This window comes from Shimia aestuarii, from assembly GCF_900114635.1.
Classification (GTDB): domain Bacteria; phylum Pseudomonadota; class Alphaproteobacteria; order Rhodobacterales; family Rhodobacteraceae; genus Shimia; species Shimia aestuarii.
The window spans coordinates 578,503-592,521 of sequence record NZ_FOTQ01000001.1; the positions used below are offsets into that span (position 1 = coordinate 578,503).

The window sequence follows — 14,019 nt, forward strand, 5'->3', positions numbered from 1 at the left end:
CCTTGTTTACCTCATCTCCGCCACCGATTCGCCCCGCACCCGCGCCGCCGCCGCAACTTCGCGTTAATCTCATTGAACGGCCGCGTTTTGCGCGTTTTCGGCGGCAAGCGTCGCTTTGAGGCTGCCAGCCGGCCATTGCCTGCGTTATCCCTTCTGAAAACATCTCAGAATCGGACGCGCGCATGTTCCTCTCTGTCTTCGACATGTTCAAAGTGGGCGTCGGCCCTTCCTCCTCGCACACCATGGGCCCCATGGTCGCCGCCGCCCGTTTTCTTGACACCATGCGCGCGTCCCCCTTTGATTTCCACGGTCTTCGCGCTTCTCTGCATGGCTCTCTGGCCTTTACCGGCGTCGGCCACGCCACCGACCGCGCCACCATTCTTGGCCTCGCCGGATTCCAGCCTGACAGCTATGACCACGACAAGGCCGAAGCCATTCTGGCGCAGATCAACGCAACCCACACAGTCCACCCCGAGAGCCTGCCGGCCCTGCATTTCAACCCGCAGGACGATCTGAGGTTCGATTTTGGCCCCAACCTGCCCGGCCACGCCAATGGCATGATCCTCATGGCCACCGACGCCCAGGGCGACGTGATCCTGCAGGAAACCTACTATTCCATCGGCGGCGGCTTCGTGATGACCGAAGCCGAACTCGCCGCCGGCAAGGACACCGACGAAGGCGCCCCTGTCCCCTTTCCCTTCAAGTCTGCAGCAGAAATGCTGGAAATGGCCCAGATCTCGGGCAAATCCATTGCCGAGATGAAAAAGGCCAACGAGATTTCGCGCGGCTGTACCGAGAGCCTCGCCAAAGGCTGTGCCCGCCTTTGGCAGGTCATGAATGACTGTATCGACCGCGGCCTGACCACCGACGGAACCCTGCCCGGTGGGCTCGGCGTAAAGCGCCGCGCCAAATCCATCCATGACGCGCTTCAGGCCGAACGTGGCATGAACCTCAATGCGCCCCACACGATCAACGACTGGATGAGCGCCTATGCCATGGCGGTGAACGAGGAGAACGCCGCCGGGGGACAGGTCGTCACCGCCCCCACCAACGGTGCGGCCGGGGTATTGCCGGCCGTGATCCGCTACTGGCTCGACCACGTGCCCGGTGCCACGGCCTCGCGCATCGACGAATTCCTGCTCACCGCAGCCGCGATTGGCGGCCTCGTCAAATTCAACGCGTCGATCTCGGGCGCAGAAGCCGGCTGCCAGGCCGAGGTCGGTTCCGCTTCGGCCATGGCCGCCGCCGGTCTCTGCGCCGTCATGGGCGGCACGCCTGAACAGGTCGAAAACGCCGCAGAAATCGCCCTGGAACACCATCTCGGCATGACTTGCGACCCGGTCAAGGGGTTGGTGCAGGTGCCTTGTATCGAACGCAACGGGCTGGGCGCGATCAAGGCCGTCTCCGCCGCCAGCCTTGCCTTGCGGGGCGACGGAACCCATTTCGTACCTCTGGATGCGGTCATCGAAACCATGCGTCAAACCGGGGCGGACATGCACGAGAAGTACAAGGAAACCTCGCTGGGGGGACTCGCCGTCAACGTTCCCAACTGCTGACGCCCCGCTCTTTCTTTTTCCAGAAATACCCCGGGGGTGAATTGCGCCCTTGGCGCAAGAGGGGGCAGCGCCCCCTAAACCCTATCGCATTGCGAAAACACAGCCATCCGTTACCAGTTGCGGTGGCGTCAGGCACATGGCCCGGGCCACGTTAAACGCGGCCAGCACCTTGGGCACGTAATCACGGGTCTCGGCATAGGGCGGCACGCCGCCATGGCTGCGCACCGCATTTTCCCCGGCATTATACCCGGCCAGCACGAGGATCGGATCGCGTTCGAAATGCTCCATCAGGTAGTCGAGAAACCGCACGCCCCCCTGAATGTTCTGGGGGGTGTCCATTGCGTCCGACACGCCAAATCGCTCCGCCGTCGCCGGCATCAGCTGCATCAGCCCCTGCGCCCCCGCGCCGCTGACGGCGTCCCCGCGCCCGCTGGATTCCACCGCGATCACGGCAAGTACCAAGGCGGGCGAAACCTTGGTACCGACCGTTGCCTTCAATATCTCGATACCATGCGCCTCTACGATGCTGCTTAAATCCGACAAGCGTGGCGCCGCAACACCCGCCCCCATCGGGGGATTGGACAGTTTCACCAAAGCCGGTTCCAGCCGTCCCGGCCCGGAGGCATCAATCTGAGGAGAAACCCCATCCCAGAACCAACCATAACGTTGCCCGGCCACGGCCGGGGTCGCCGCGGCCACGTTCTGTGTACCCGGCACAGCAACAGCCGCCACCTGCGGTTCGATCTGAACCGTGATCCTTTTTGTCTGCCCCGGTTTGGGCGGTTTGACCCGCTTTGCCTTGAAATCCGGAAAAGGCGGCGGCGACTCGGCCGCAACCGGCCAAGCCAGCCCTGCCACGACAAGGGCCATCGCGAAATATCTGCGCCATTTCATTGAATATGCGCCTGTATGTTTCTCTGCTCTGTCTCAAGTCTTGCAAATGGCGCGCGTCAAAACCAGCCTGCAGGTCGATTCCAGAAGCGTTTTTGGCCGATTGTGCCCCACAGACCACCCGGAGATTGGCAAGAAATACACGGTTTGCGCACCTTCCATTAACCATTTATCCAGATAATTCATACAATTACTAAAATCCCCCTAACAAAATGACGGCGCGCGAAAATGGTGCCACTTGCGCCCAAATCCCGCCCCATTCCCCCGCAATAAATCTCTCATACCAAGTCGGACAGGCCACTGAGAGAGACGTCTGATCATCCCGGCAAGGTCGACTGTAAACCAAATCTGATCCTTTGGAGGGACATACCATGATCAAGTTCATCAAGAACTTCCGCAAAGACGAAAACGGTGCCGTGACTGTTGACTGGGTTGTGCTGACCGCCGCCGTTGTTGGCCTGGCCGTTGCTGCCTACACCACCATCGAAAGCAACACCAAGACGCTGGCCGGCGCAGCTGCTGACCGGATCGCCGTCGAGAACACCCTGGCCGCTGACTAATCCTCAGCCCAGTCGAGTTTTCAGAAGGGCCGCGCTTCCAGCGCGGCCCTTTTTCATGCGGCTGTCATATACCCGACCACTACTCAGGCAACTCGCGCATGAGGGGTTTTCATCAAAAGCCATGCAACTTCCTTTGAATTGCACCAGATTCGCACGATTACAGCCCAAATCCCGCCGCATTCCGCCGCGATAAGTCATTCATACCAAGTCGGACAGATCACTGAGAGAGACGTCTGATCACCCCGGCAAGGTCGACTGTAAACCAAATCTGATCCTTTGGAGGGACATACCATGATCAAGTTCATCAAGAACTTCCGCAAAGACGAAAACGGTGCCGTGACTGTTGACTGGGTTGTGCTGACCGCCGCCGTTGTTGGCCTGGCCGTTGCTGCCTACACCACCATCGAAAGCAACACCAAGACGCTGGCCGGCGCAGCTGCTGACCGGATCGCCGTCGAGAACACCCTGGCCGCTGACTAATCCTCAGCCCAGTCGAGTTTTCAGAAGGGCCGCGCTTCCAGCGCGGCCCTTTTCTTTGCGGTCGGGACACCTGCACACATGCTCCACCTTCGGGCCTTCGGACACGCAACAACCGCTGAAAAGAACCAGAAAGGTTCTATTGCGGCCCAAATCCCGCCGCATTCCCCCGCAATAAATCTCTCATACCAAGTCGGACAGGCTACTGAGAGAGACGTCTGATCATCCCGGCAAGGTCGACTGTAAACCAAATCTGATCCTTTGGAGGGATATACCATGATCAAGTTCATCAAGAACTTCCGCAAAGACGAAAACGGTGCCGTGACTGTTGACTGGGTTGTGCTGACCGCAGCCGTTGTTGGCCTGGCCGTTGCTGCTTACACCACCATCGAAAGCAACACCAAGACGCTGGCCGGTGCAGCTGCTGACCGTATCGCCGTCGAGAACACCCTGGCCGCTGACTAATCCTCAGCCCGCCAGACCAACGAAAAGGGGCCGGTACACCTTGCGTGTCGGCCCCTTTTTTGCAAGGCGCACCATTTGCACGCGCCTGCGACACCGGATGCTGCCCAGGTCCTTGTTCATTCATGCACGCCGCATGAGGCTTTCCCGACATCCGATAAATGTGAGGGTTCCTGTATGAAACGGTTTCTGTTGCGCTTTCGCGCGAATGAAAACGGGGCGATCTCGGTAGAATGGGTCGTTCTGACCGCCGCCATGGTCGGCTTCCTGCTGGCCATCATGAGCACGCTCGGGGAAAGCGCCAAGCAATCGGCGCGCGATACCGGCAGCTTCATCAATGACCGGGCCAGCTACTGATCCGACCGCCCAAAACATGGCCAAGGCCATGAAAGATGCCCCAAGCAACCCTTAAATCGCCACATTCACCCGTCAATGTGGGGCGATAGAAATCCCAGCTGCGGTCTGATCCGCCGCTGTACAAGACGGAAAACGAGGTAAGAGACATGCGTGCTATTTTTGCAGTCGTTCTCCTTGTCGGCCTGGGACTTGCAGGAGTCGCGGTCTACATGGCCCAGAACTATATCGAAGGTTACCAGGCCGCCCTGGCCAAGGAACGCGCGGAACGCCAGACCATCGAACTGGTCGACGGGTTCATCGTCGCCCGATCGCTGAAATACGGCGAAACGCTCGTCAAGGATGACGTGCGACGGGTCAAGTGGCCCAAGGCCGCCATGCCCGAGGGCATGTTCGTTACTGTGGACGAACTTTTCCCCAAGGGCGACAACAGCAAGCGGGTTGTCCTGCGTGCCATGGAAAAAGGCGAAGTCCTGATCGCGGCCAAGCTGACCAAGCCCGGTGAAGAAGCTGGCATCGTGTCGCGCCTTCAGCGCGGCCAACGTGCCTTTGCCATCAAGGTTGACGTATCCAGCGGTGTCTCCGGTTTCCTGCGCCCCGGCGACCGCGTCGATGTCTACTGGACAGGCCGAGCCGGTGACATGAACGACTCTCGCGGCGACTTCACCAAACTGATCGAAGCGAATGTCTCGCTGATCGCAATTGACCAGACAACCAACGAAGAGGTCGACACCGGCACCATTGCACGCACCGTCACCGTGGCCGCATCTCCCCAGCAGGTCGCAGCTCTGGCCCAAGCCCAATCCACGGGCCGCCTGTCCCTGTCGCTGGTTGGCGCCGAGGATGACACGGTTGCCTCTGCCATCGAGGTGGACCAACGCGCCCTTCTCGGGATCGAGGCCGAACAGGAAGAAGTGGTGCAGCACGTCGAAAGCAAGCAAGTCTGTACCATCAAGACCCGCAAAGGCTCTGAGATCATCCAGATCCCGATCCCGTGCACGAACTGATCAAATTCCTTTCCAAACAAGGGCGCCCGCATTCCGGGCGCCCTTTCGCCATGCCCAGCTGTGGCACGGCGTCCACATGCAAAATGGCCGCGAAACCATTGATTCTTGCAAAAATTCGCAAACTGGCGCACAGTGCAAGGAAATGTGGACAAAAGATCCACGAACTGAGGCGTGATCGAGAGGCAGGTCACATGACATATCGAAAAATCTTGGGTGCGGCCCTTTTGGGTGCGGCACTTGGTATCTTACCTGTTTTTGTGGGGCCGTCGTTGGCCGAAACCCTGCGGGTGGTCCGAAGCGGAACCTCCTCGACACTCGGGGTTCCGATGAACCGCGCCGTGGTCGTCGAAAGCGATGTTCCCTTTGCGGAATTGTCGATCGCCAACCCGGCCATCGCCGATATCTCGTCGCTGTCGGATCGCACGATCTATGTTCTGGGCAAATCGCCGGGCATGACGACGCTCACGCTACTGGATGCGGCGGGCAAGCTGATCACCAATGTCGAAGTCAGCGTCGCGCCAGACATTACCGAGTTCAAGGAACGTCTGCGGCAGATCCTGCCCGGCGAGAAAATCGAAGTCCGTACCGCCAATGACGGCATCGTGCTTTCGGGGACCGTGTCTTCGATCCAGAAGCTCGATCGCGCCATGGAACTGGCACAGCGCTACTCACCGGAACGCGTCTCTAACCTGATGGTGGTCGGCGGCGTGCAACAAGTCATGCTAAAGGTCCGTTTTGCGGAAATGCAGCGCTCGGTGTCCAAGTCGCTCAGTTCCTCCTTCGCCCTCGGTGGCGAAGGCGTCGGCGTTGAGACCGGCACGTGGCTGTCCGGCGACAATGGGCTTGGCAACCCAATTGCAACCCAGGAAGGCACTGTCGGCGCCATGGCGTTTCAGTTCGGCGTCGGTGCGTTCGAAGTGGGTATCCTCTTGGAAGCCCTTGAAAACAAAGGCGTTGTCCGCACCCTCGCAGAACCCAACCTGACGGCCTTGTCCGGGCAAGAGGCCAAGTTCCTTGCCGGTGGCGAGTATCCCGTCCCGGTTGCCCAGGAAAACGGCGCGATCACCGTGGAATTCAAACCCTTCGGTGTAGAGCTGAATTTCGTGCCACGCGTCGTCGACAGCGACCTGATCAATCTCGAGATGGCCGCTGCCGTCTCCTCGGTGGACAGCACCAACAGCTATTCGGACGGAACCCTGACGATCAACGCTTTCAAACGGCGCGAAACCTCGACCACGGTTGAGCTGCGCGACGGCGAGAGCTTTGCCATTGCCGGGTTGCTGATGGACGACTTTCTGGACAACAATGCGCAAGTGCCCTGGCTTGGGGACATCCCCGTACTGGGCGCCCTGTTCCGCAGCGCGGATTACCAGCGCAACCAGTCCGAACTGGTCATCATCGTCACCGCCCATCTCGTAACCCCCACCCGTGGCGAGGCGCTGGCCCTGCCGACGGATCGTGTGAAACCCCCGACAGAGCAGGACTTGTTCCTGTTTGGCCATGTCGCCGATGACGCCAAGCGGCGCAAGCCCAAGAAGGGCCCGGCGAGCGAAGTGGCCAAGCAGGACTTCTCTGGCTCTTACGGCTATGTGATGGATTGAGGAGCAGGAAGATGTGGAAGAAACTCGCTACCCTCGCTCTGTTTGCCCTGGCAGCCTGTTCGGATGGGGACGGTGACTACGTACCTTCGTGGTTCCGCGAAGCCGGCTCAGTGGTGGATTCAGGCAATTTCGGCTATGCCACCATGAACAACGTCGGCATTCAGAACGGCGACAAGCAATATGTTCTGAGCCTCGCCAATCGCTTCGCGGAAGAAGTGGACACAACGATCAATTTCGACTTCGACAGCGCCCAGCTTGACGAGGCGGCCCGCACAACGCTGCGCCAGCAGGCATCGTGGATTCTTCAATTCCCCGAAGTACGCTTCAAGGTCTACGGGCACACCGATGCCGTCGGCAGCCATGGCTACAACAAGTCTCTCGGCATGCGTCGCGCCCGCGCCGTGGTCAGCTACCTGGCATCACAGGGCATCGGTCGTGACCGTCTCGAGGCCGTCGTATCGCTTGGCAAGACCCAGCCGCTGATCGTCTCCCAGGGCCGTGAACGTCGCAATCGCCGCACCGTCACCGAAGTGACCGGCTTTGTCGAACGGCACCCGACCGTGCTGGATGGGAAATACGCCCAGATCATCGCGCGAGAGTATACCGCAAGTGCGACCTACCGCACACAATTGTCCGGTCTGTCTGCAACGGGCGAAACCAGCGACTAAGCATTCAAACCATCAACAAATACAAAGGACCGGCCCCCGCGGCCGGTCCTTTTTTGTTGCGGAAACGATCGGGCAACTTTTCCGCTATCGTCGCATAATTCCGCACAATTTCGGTTTTTTGGCCCCAATGTTGCCCAACTTGCCAGCGATTTTCACTTGCATGGGACCAGTGTGCCGACACGAGTCGGTTCCCTCGGTTCCCAACAATCAGGGGGCATGGCGACAGCGACAAGAAGCCAGCACCCCCTAGGAACAAATTGCGGCCTGACCGCGAGCGAGGAACTTGAGGCTTATGACGAGTAGCGAGCCGATCCAGACCGAGCAGAGCCCGATCCTGGCGTGTACCATTTGCCGGGACGTGCAGAACTTCGAACTCCTTATCGTGGATATGGAGGAGGCGCTTGGCGAACAATGGGGCGACCTTGGTTTCGAGGACGCGATCCCGTTCATGGAGCAGCCAGAGGCTGCGCATCTGGAATTCATCGCTCTTGCTATCGACGACATGGACGAGGACAACCTCGCCGAGCTGACCAATATCATCTCCGCCGCGCGCGAACGCAATATCCGCACACTTCTGATCGCCGAGGACGTCACGCCGGCATCGCTGCACCACCTGTTGCGCCAAGGTGCCAACGAATTCATCCCCTACCCTCTGCCGCCGGGCGAATTACAAAACGTCATCGACAAGATGCACGCCGTCGAACCCGAGCCGGAACCCGTTCCGCAACAGGCAACCGTTTCGCTGAGTTCCGCCGCAGAGTCCCGCGAAGGTGTGCTGATCGCGGTTCAGGGGCTTGCCGGTGGCACCGGCGCCACCACGCTGGCCGTCAACCTCGCCTGGGAACTGGCCACGATCGACAAGAAGAATTCGCCAACCGTGTGCCTGCTGGATTTCGACCTGCAATTCGGTTCGGTTTCGACCTTCCTTGACCTGCCGCGCCAGGATGCGGCCTTCGAGGTGATCACCGACACAGAGGCGCTGGACAGCGAAAGTTTCGGACAGGCTCTGCAGACCTACCAGGAAAAACTGCACGTCCTAACCTCGCCCCCCGACATCATCCCGATGGATCTCGTATCCCCCGAAGATGTCGAACGTGTGGTTGGTATGGCGCGGCGCCACTACGATTATGTGATCGTGGACATGCCCTCGACATTGGTCCAGTGGTCCGAAGTCGTCCTGAACGCGGCCCATGTCTACTTTGCGACGATGGAAATCGACATGCGTTCCGCCCAGAACGCCATGCGCCTCAAGCGTGCGCTTCAGGCCGAGGACCTTCCCTTCGAAAAACTGCGCTACGTCATGAACCGCGCGCCGAAATTCACCGACTTGAGCGGCAAGAGCCGCGTCAAGCGCCTTTCCGAAAGCCTCGGCATCTCGATCGACGTGCACCTCCCGGACGGCGGCAAGCCGATCGCGGCGGCAAGCGACCATGGCGAACCGCTGGCGCTAAACGTGCCCAAGAATCCGCTCCGCAAGGAAATCTCGAAACTCGCGGTCAGCTTGCACGAGCTTGACCAGTCCGACGACAAAGCAGCCTGAGGGAGGAATAAACCATGTTCTCTCGCTACAAGAAGACAACCGATCCAAAGCCGAACCCGGCGGTAGCCGCGCAGACCGCGCAGGCCAAGGCTGTAGCGAAACCATCCGAGGCTGTCGCCCCCGATGCCGCGCCCAAGAAAGTCTCCATGCGCAAACCCATGGCCAAGGCGCCGGCACAGCCTGTGGCCGGCGACAAGGAGCGGCGGCGTAAGGAGCGACTTGGCGAAATCAAGCTCGAACTTCACCGCGAACTGCTCGACAACCTGAACCTTGCCGCCCTCGACAAGGCATCGGAAAAGGAGCTGCGCGCAGAGATCGGCTCGATCGCGACTGAAGTTCTGCAGGAAAAGGCCATCGTTCTGAACCGTGAAGAGCGCTCCACGCTGTTTCAGGAACTCTACGATGAAGTGACCGGCCTCGGCCCGCTCGAAACCCTGCTTCAGGACGAAAGCGTCAACGATATTCTGGTGAACGGGCCCAAGCAGATCTTTGTCGAACGTGCCGGCAAGCTACAATTGACCGACATCGTGTTCAAAGATGAAAAGCACCTACTTCGCATCATCGATAAGATCGTATCCGCCGTGGGCCGCCGCGTCGATGAATCCAACCCCTATGTCGACGCCCGTCTTCAGGATGGCTCGCGTTTCAACGCCATGGTGCCCCCGATTGCCGTGGACGGCTCGCTGGTCTCCATTCGTAAGTTCAAGAAAGACAAGCTGGGCATTGACGACCTCGTCGGCTTTGGCGCGTTTTCCGAACAGATGGCCGCCTATCTTCAGGCCGCCGTGGCCACTCGCCTCAACGTGATCGTCTCCGGCGGTACCGGTTCCGGTAAAACGACGACGCTCAACGCGCTGTCGTCCTTCATCGACAATGCCGAACGTATTCTCACCATCGAGGACACCGCCGAACTTCAGCTGCAACAAACCCATGTTGGCCGGATGGAAAGCCGCCCGCCCAACGTCGAAGGCAAGGGCGAGGTGTCCCCGCGCGACTGTCTAAAAAACGCTCTTCGGATGCGCCCTGACCGCATCATCGTGGGCGAGACGCGTGGTGAAGAAGTGATCGACATGCTGCAGGCCATGAACACCGGCCACGACGGGTCCATGACCACGATCCACGCCAACTCGGCCCGAGATGGCGTGTCCCGTCTGGAAAACATGATCGCCATGGCCGGGATCGAGATGCCGATCAAGGCCGTGCGCTCGCAAATCTCCTCGGCTGTGAACCTGATCGTGCAGGCCAGCCGCCTGCAGGACGGTTCTCGCCGCATGACCTCGATCACCGAGATCACCGGCATGGAAGGCGACGTCATCTCGATGCAGGAGGTGTTCCGCTACCAGCGCACCGGCCTGACACCCGACAACAAGATCATCGGCCACTTCACCGCAACCGGTGTGCGTAGCCATTATTCCGAACGTTTCCGCATGTGGGGCTACGACCTGCCTGCTGAAATCTATGAACCGACCGCGGGGTAACTGATATGCCGTTTTCTCCTGAACTCATCGTCTATGGCATGATCTTCATCGGCGTTTTTGTCCTTGTCGAAGGCGTCTACTTGACCGTCTTCGGCAAATCGATCTCGCTCAACAGCCGCGTCAATCGCCGCCTCGAAATGCTCGACAAGGGCGCGCGGCGTGAAGAAGTGCTCGAACAGCTCCGCAAGGAGATGAAGCAGCACGGCGAAACCCGCACCATCCCGCTTTATTCGCTTCTGGCGGACAAGGCCCAGAAGGCCGCAATTGCTTTCACGCCCAAGCAACTCATGATGATGATGGCCGCCGTGACCGCTTTTGCCTTTGTTGGCCTGAGTGTCGGCACTCAGACCGGTCCCGTCACCACAGCACTCATCTCGGTGATGATGGGCGTGGGCGGCGTCTATTTCTGGGTCAGCATGAAGGCGGGCAAGCGCGTTGCAATGATCGAAGAGCAACTGCCGGACGCCATCGAACTGATGGTGCGCAGCTTGCGTGTCGGCCATCCGTTCTCCTCGGCGATCCAGATTGTTTCGAAAGAAATCGACGACCCGCTGGCCACCGAATTCGGCGTCATCGCCGACGAAAGCGCCTATGGCCGCGACCTTGGCGAAGCGCTGAAAGACATGGCCGAACGCCTGGACATGCAGGATTTGCGCTTCCTCGCCGTGGCCGTGGCCATCCAGCAGCAATCGGGTGGTAACCTGGCCGAGATCCTCGCTGGTCTCTCCAAGGTGATCCGCGCCCGCTTCCGCCTGTTCCGCCGCGTGAAGGCCATCACCGCCGAGGCAAAGTGGTCGGGCAAGTTCCTGTCCGCCTTCCCGGTCGTCGCGCTGATCGTGATCAACCTATTGGATCCGAACTACTACGACGAAGTTAAACCCCATCCGTGGTTCATTCCCGGCTGTATCGCCGTGGGTTTGTTCCTGGCCGCCAACCTGTTCGTGATGCGCGTGCTGACGAACATCAAGGTCTGAGGAGACGCCGATATGAACACCTTTGAAGCGCTCAACATGATGCTGACCGACATTCTCGGTCCCCGTGGCCCGATGATCGGCCTCTCGGTCGTGGTCGTTTTCCTGATCCTCCTCATCATCCCACTTCTGATGAGCCGCAAGGAAGACCCGATCGACAAGCTCAAGCGCAGTCAGACAGACGGCGGCAGGAAAGACCAGCGCAAGGAAGCACTGCGCCGCAAGGGCGCCAATGCCAAGCTGGACAAATACAAGCAGTTCCTTGAACCCAAAAACGAAGAGGAACTGAGCTCGGTACGCCTCACGCTGATGCAGGCGGGCTATCCGTCGCGCGACGCCGTGCGTGCCTATCACCTGTCGCAGATGCTGCTTGGCATCGGCGGATTGATCCTCGGTGTTCTATATTTCGTCTATGTCAAAGGTACCGACGGGGCCAGCACCAAGGACACGCTGATGTACACGCTTGGCCCCGGCGTTATTGGCTACATGCTACCCAAATACTGGGTCACGCGCCGCGTCGCCGCCCGCAAGGAAGAGATCACCTCCGGCTTCCCGGACTCGCTCGATATGATGCTCGTTTGTGTTGAGGCAGGCCAGTCGCTCGACCAGTCCATCGTCCGCGTCGCCGGAGAACTGCGCGCCTCCTACCCTTCGTTGGCTGACGAATTCCAGATCGTCGCCTACGAGATGAAAGCCGGTAAGGACAAGGCGCAGGTGCTTTCGGACATGGGCGAGCGCTGCGGTGTTCAGGATGTCTCGTCTTTCGTGACGGTGCTGATCCAGTCGGCCACCTTCGGTACGTCGATTGCCGAAGCGCTGCGGGTCTATGCCGGGGAAATGCGCGACAAGCGCGTGATGCGCGCGGAAGAGGCAGCAAACAAGTTGCCAACCAAGATGACACTCGCCACTATGATGCTCACAGTCCCGCCGCTGCTGATCATCCTGGTCTCGCCGTCGATCGTCGGCATCGGCAACATGGGCCAATAATACGAACCGAGCATGACCACCTTACGGGCATCTGCCCTTGTCATCCTGCTACTGTCTTTGGCCGCCTGTTCTTCGGGCGGCCTTGGCACGTCCGACGACAACCCCTTTGCCCCCCCTGTCGACACGTCCAAAGAGGCCGTGGACGGTCTTGTGGTCGGCTGGCGCCTGATGGAAGCCGGGGAATACGAACTGGCGCTCGACGCCTTTGCCCGCCACGCGGTCGATCACGGCACCACGCCAGAGCTCAAGGCTGCCGTCGGCACCGCTTATATCGGGCTTGGGCGGCTTGGGCAGGCCGAGACACTGTTGCGCGAAAGCCTCAAAGAAGGCCCTGACCACCCGGAAACATGGAACAATCTCGGTGTAGTGCTCATGGAAAAGGGCGAATTACCCGAGGCAGAGCTGGTTTTTCGCAAGGCTTATGCGCTCGACAATGGCGAAAGTGACTCGATCCGCGACAATTTGCGCTTAGCGCTCGCAAAATCGGAAAACCCCGGCTATGATGACGGGAAAACACAAGACTACAAATTGGTGCGGCGGGGCAGCAGCGACTACCTCATCCGGCAAACACCATAAAGGGCACGAGCAGTATAAGGACGCAAAAAATGCGCCATCCTTTCCTTGGGACAGTCTGCGTGGCAGCAATCGCCATGCTTTCGGCATGCGCTGACACGACCGACGAAAGCGTCGAACGCGCAATCCAGAATGTGAACGCGGTGGATGACAGCAACCTGTCAGACATCATGTTGACGGTGGCAGACCCTAACGAGGGGGTCTCCTATTTCCAGCGAACCCTGAAGGATCATCCTGACCGGATCGACATTCAGCGCGGCCTGGCAATTTCTTTCGTGCGCGCCAAACGCTATACCGAGGCCGTGCCGGCCTGGACGAAAGTGACCAAGCACGAAGACAGTACGGCCAACGACCGCGTCGATCTTGCCGACGCCCAGATCAGGGCCGGCAAATGGGAAGATGCGGAAAAGACGCTTGATGATATTCCGCCCACGCATGAAACCTTCAAACGCTATCGGCTCGAGGCGATGATCGCCGACAGCAACAAGGAATGGTCGCGCGCCGACAGCTTCTATGAAACCGCCGTGGGCCTCACCACCCGCCCCGCCGGGGTCATGAACAACTGGGGCTATTCCAAGCTCACCCGAGGCGACTACGCCGAGGCCGAGCGCCTGTTCGGCGAAGCCATCCGTCAGGACAACACGCTGTTCACCGCCAAGAACAACATGGTTCTCGCCCGTGGTGCCCAGCGCAAGTACACGCTTCCCGTGATCCCCATGGTCCAGACCGAGCGCGCCCAGTTGCTGCACACGCTGGCGCTCTCCGCGATCAAGCAGGGTGACACTGCCACCGGCAAGGCGCTCCTGCGCGAGGCGATCGACACGCACCCGCAGCATTTTGAGGCCGCCGTGCGTGCCTTGCGGGCACTCGAAAACACCTAACCAGGGGCACCCG

The 14,019-nt window shown here is 59.8% G+C and carries 15 protein-coding genes; 14 read left to right on the forward strand and 1 reads right to left on the reverse strand.

Translation table 11 applies throughout. The features are described from left to right. Positions 1 to 182 precede the first annotated feature (182 nt). Positions 183 to 1,556, forward strand: a complete 1,374-nt coding sequence (locus tag BMZ35_RS02960) for an L-serine ammonia-lyase (protein WP_093090726.1) — start codon at positions 183 to 185, stop codon at positions 1,554 to 1,556. An 81-nt stretch (positions 1,557 to 1,637) separates the two neighbouring features. Here BMZ35_RS02960 and BMZ35_RS02965 read toward each other — a convergent pair whose 3' ends face one another. After that, positions 1,638 to 2,450 (reverse strand): lytic transglycosylase domain-containing protein, encoded by an 813-nt coding sequence (locus tag BMZ35_RS02965; protein WP_423227741.1) that lies wholly within the window; start codon positions 2,448 to 2,450, stop codon positions 1,638 to 1,640. 368 nt (positions 2,451 to 2,818) lie between these two features. On the opposite strand from BMZ35_RS02965, the gene BMZ35_RS02970 reads away from it, so the two are divergent. The 13 genes from BMZ35_RS02970 (at position 2,819) to BMZ35_RS03030 (ending at position 14,006) form a co-directional block, all read left to right on the forward strand. Continuing rightward, a complete protein-coding gene (locus BMZ35_RS02970; RefSeq protein ID WP_093090728.1) occupies positions 2,819 to 3,007 on the forward strand; it encodes a hypothetical protein in 189 nt (62 codons plus the stop codon). 291 nt (positions 3,008 to 3,298) lie between these two features. Next, positions 3,299 to 3,487 carry a hypothetical protein gene (locus BMZ35_RS02975; RefSeq protein WP_093090728.1) on the forward strand — a complete coding sequence of 63 codons (189 nt, stop codon included), beginning with the start codon at positions 3,299 to 3,301 and terminating at the stop codon, positions 3,485 to 3,487. Positions 3,488 to 3,760: 273 nt separating this feature from the next. Then, positions 3,761 to 3,949: a hypothetical protein gene (locus tag BMZ35_RS02980; protein ID WP_093090728.1), complete on the forward strand. Its 189-nt coding sequence runs from the start codon at positions 3,761 to 3,763 to the stop codon at positions 3,947 to 3,949. 174 nt (positions 3,950 to 4,123) lie between these two features. Then, a complete protein-coding gene (locus tag BMZ35_RS02985; protein WP_093090730.1) occupies positions 4,124 to 4,303 on the forward strand; it encodes a Flp family type IVb pilin in 180 nt (59 codons plus the stop codon). Positions 4,304 to 4,449: 146 nt separating this feature from the next. Next, positions 4,450 to 5,307: a Flp pilus assembly protein CpaB gene (gene cpaB / locus BMZ35_RS02990; protein ID WP_093090732.1), complete on the forward strand. Its 858-nt coding sequence runs from the start codon at positions 4,450 to 4,452 to the stop codon at positions 5,305 to 5,307. Between the two features lie 191 nt (positions 5,308 to 5,498). Continuing rightward, on the forward strand, positions 5,499 to 6,908 hold the full coding sequence (locus tag BMZ35_RS02995) for a type II and III secretion system protein family protein (RefSeq protein ID WP_093092514.1): 1,410 nt from the start codon (positions 5,499 to 5,501) through the stop codon (positions 6,906 to 6,908). 11 nt (positions 6,909 to 6,919) lie between these two features. Further along, complete coding sequence (locus BMZ35_RS03000; RefSeq protein ID WP_093090734.1) at positions 6,920 to 7,576, forward strand: OmpA family protein; 657 nt, start codon at positions 6,920 to 6,922, stop codon at positions 7,574 to 7,576. 292 nt (positions 7,577 to 7,868) lie between these two features. Beyond that, complete coding sequence (locus BMZ35_RS03005; protein WP_093090736.1) at positions 7,869 to 9,116, forward strand: CpaE/TadZ family protein; 1,248 nt, start codon at positions 7,869 to 7,871, stop codon at positions 9,114 to 9,116. A 14-nt stretch (positions 9,117 to 9,130) separates the two neighbouring features. After that, positions 9,131 to 10,594, forward strand: a complete 1,464-nt coding sequence (locus BMZ35_RS03010; protein ID WP_093090738.1) for a TadA family conjugal transfer-associated ATPase — start codon at positions 9,131 to 9,133, stop codon at positions 10,592 to 10,594. A gap of 5 nt (positions 10,595 to 10,599) precedes the next feature. After that, positions 10,600 to 11,568, forward strand: a complete 969-nt coding sequence (locus BMZ35_RS03015) for a type II secretion system F family protein (protein WP_093090740.1) — start codon at positions 10,600 to 10,602, stop codon at positions 11,566 to 11,568. 12 nt (positions 11,569 to 11,580) lie between these two features. Continuing rightward, positions 11,581 to 12,552, forward strand: a complete 972-nt coding sequence (locus BMZ35_RS03020) for a type II secretion system F family protein (protein WP_093090742.1) — start codon at positions 11,581 to 11,583, stop codon at positions 12,550 to 12,552. Positions 12,553 to 12,564: 12 nt separating this feature from the next. Next, on the forward strand, positions 12,565 to 13,128 hold the full coding sequence (locus BMZ35_RS03025; protein WP_093090744.1) for a tetratricopeptide repeat protein: 564 nt from the start codon (positions 12,565 to 12,567) through the stop codon (positions 13,126 to 13,128). Positions 13,129 to 13,157: 29 nt separating this feature from the next. Further along, positions 13,158 to 14,006 (forward strand): tetratricopeptide repeat protein, encoded by an 849-nt coding sequence (locus tag BMZ35_RS03030; protein ID WP_093090746.1) that lies wholly within the window; start codon positions 13,158 to 13,160, stop codon positions 14,004 to 14,006. Positions 14,007 to 14,019: the final 13 nt, after the last annotated feature.

Excerpts from the sequence above, each read along its gene's own strand:
- BMZ35_RS02960 (WP_093090726.1), top strand. The coding sequence starts at position 183 with ATGTTCCTCTCTGTCTTCGACATGTTCAAAGTGGGCGTCGGCCCTTCC.
- BMZ35_RS02965 (WP_423227741.1), bottom strand. The coding sequence starts at position 2,450 with ATGAAATGGCGCAGATATTTCGCGATGGCCCTTGTCGTGGCAGGGCTG.
- BMZ35_RS02970 (WP_093090728.1), top strand. The coding sequence starts at position 2,819 with ATGATCAAGTTCATCAAGAACTTCCGCAAAGACGAAAACGGTGCCGTG.
- BMZ35_RS02975 (WP_093090728.1), top strand. The coding sequence starts at position 3,299 with ATGATCAAGTTCATCAAGAACTTCCGCAAAGACGAAAACGGTGCCGTG.
- BMZ35_RS02980 (WP_093090728.1), top strand. The coding sequence starts at position 3,761 with ATGATCAAGTTCATCAAGAACTTCCGCAAAGACGAAAACGGTGCCGTG.
- BMZ35_RS02985 (WP_093090730.1), top strand. The coding sequence starts at position 4,124 with ATGAAACGGTTTCTGTTGCGCTTTCGCGCGAATGAAAACGGGGCGATC.
- cpaB (WP_093090732.1), top strand. The coding sequence starts at position 4,450 with ATGCGTGCTATTTTTGCAGTCGTTCTCCTTGTCGGCCTGGGACTTGCA.
- BMZ35_RS02995 (WP_093092514.1), top strand. The coding sequence starts at position 5,499 with ATGACATATCGAAAAATCTTGGGTGCGGCCCTTTTGGGTGCGGCACTT.
- BMZ35_RS03000 (WP_093090734.1), top strand. The coding sequence starts at position 6,920 with ATGTGGAAGAAACTCGCTACCCTCGCTCTGTTTGCCCTGGCAGCCTGT.
- BMZ35_RS03005 (WP_093090736.1), top strand. The coding sequence starts at position 7,869 with ATGACGAGTAGCGAGCCGATCCAGACCGAGCAGAGCCCGATCCTGGCG.
- BMZ35_RS03010 (WP_093090738.1), top strand. The coding sequence starts at position 9,131 with ATGTTCTCTCGCTACAAGAAGACAACCGATCCAAAGCCGAACCCGGCG.
- BMZ35_RS03015 (WP_093090740.1), top strand. The coding sequence starts at position 10,600 with ATGCCGTTTTCTCCTGAACTCATCGTCTATGGCATGATCTTCATCGGC.
- BMZ35_RS03020 (WP_093090742.1), top strand. The coding sequence starts at position 11,581 with ATGAACACCTTTGAAGCGCTCAACATGATGCTGACCGACATTCTCGGT.
- BMZ35_RS03025 (WP_093090744.1), top strand. The coding sequence starts at position 12,565 with ATGACCACCTTACGGGCATCTGCCCTTGTCATCCTGCTACTGTCTTTG.
- BMZ35_RS03030 (WP_093090746.1), top strand. The coding sequence starts at position 13,158 with ATGCGCCATCCTTTCCTTGGGACAGTCTGCGTGGCAGCAATCGCCATG.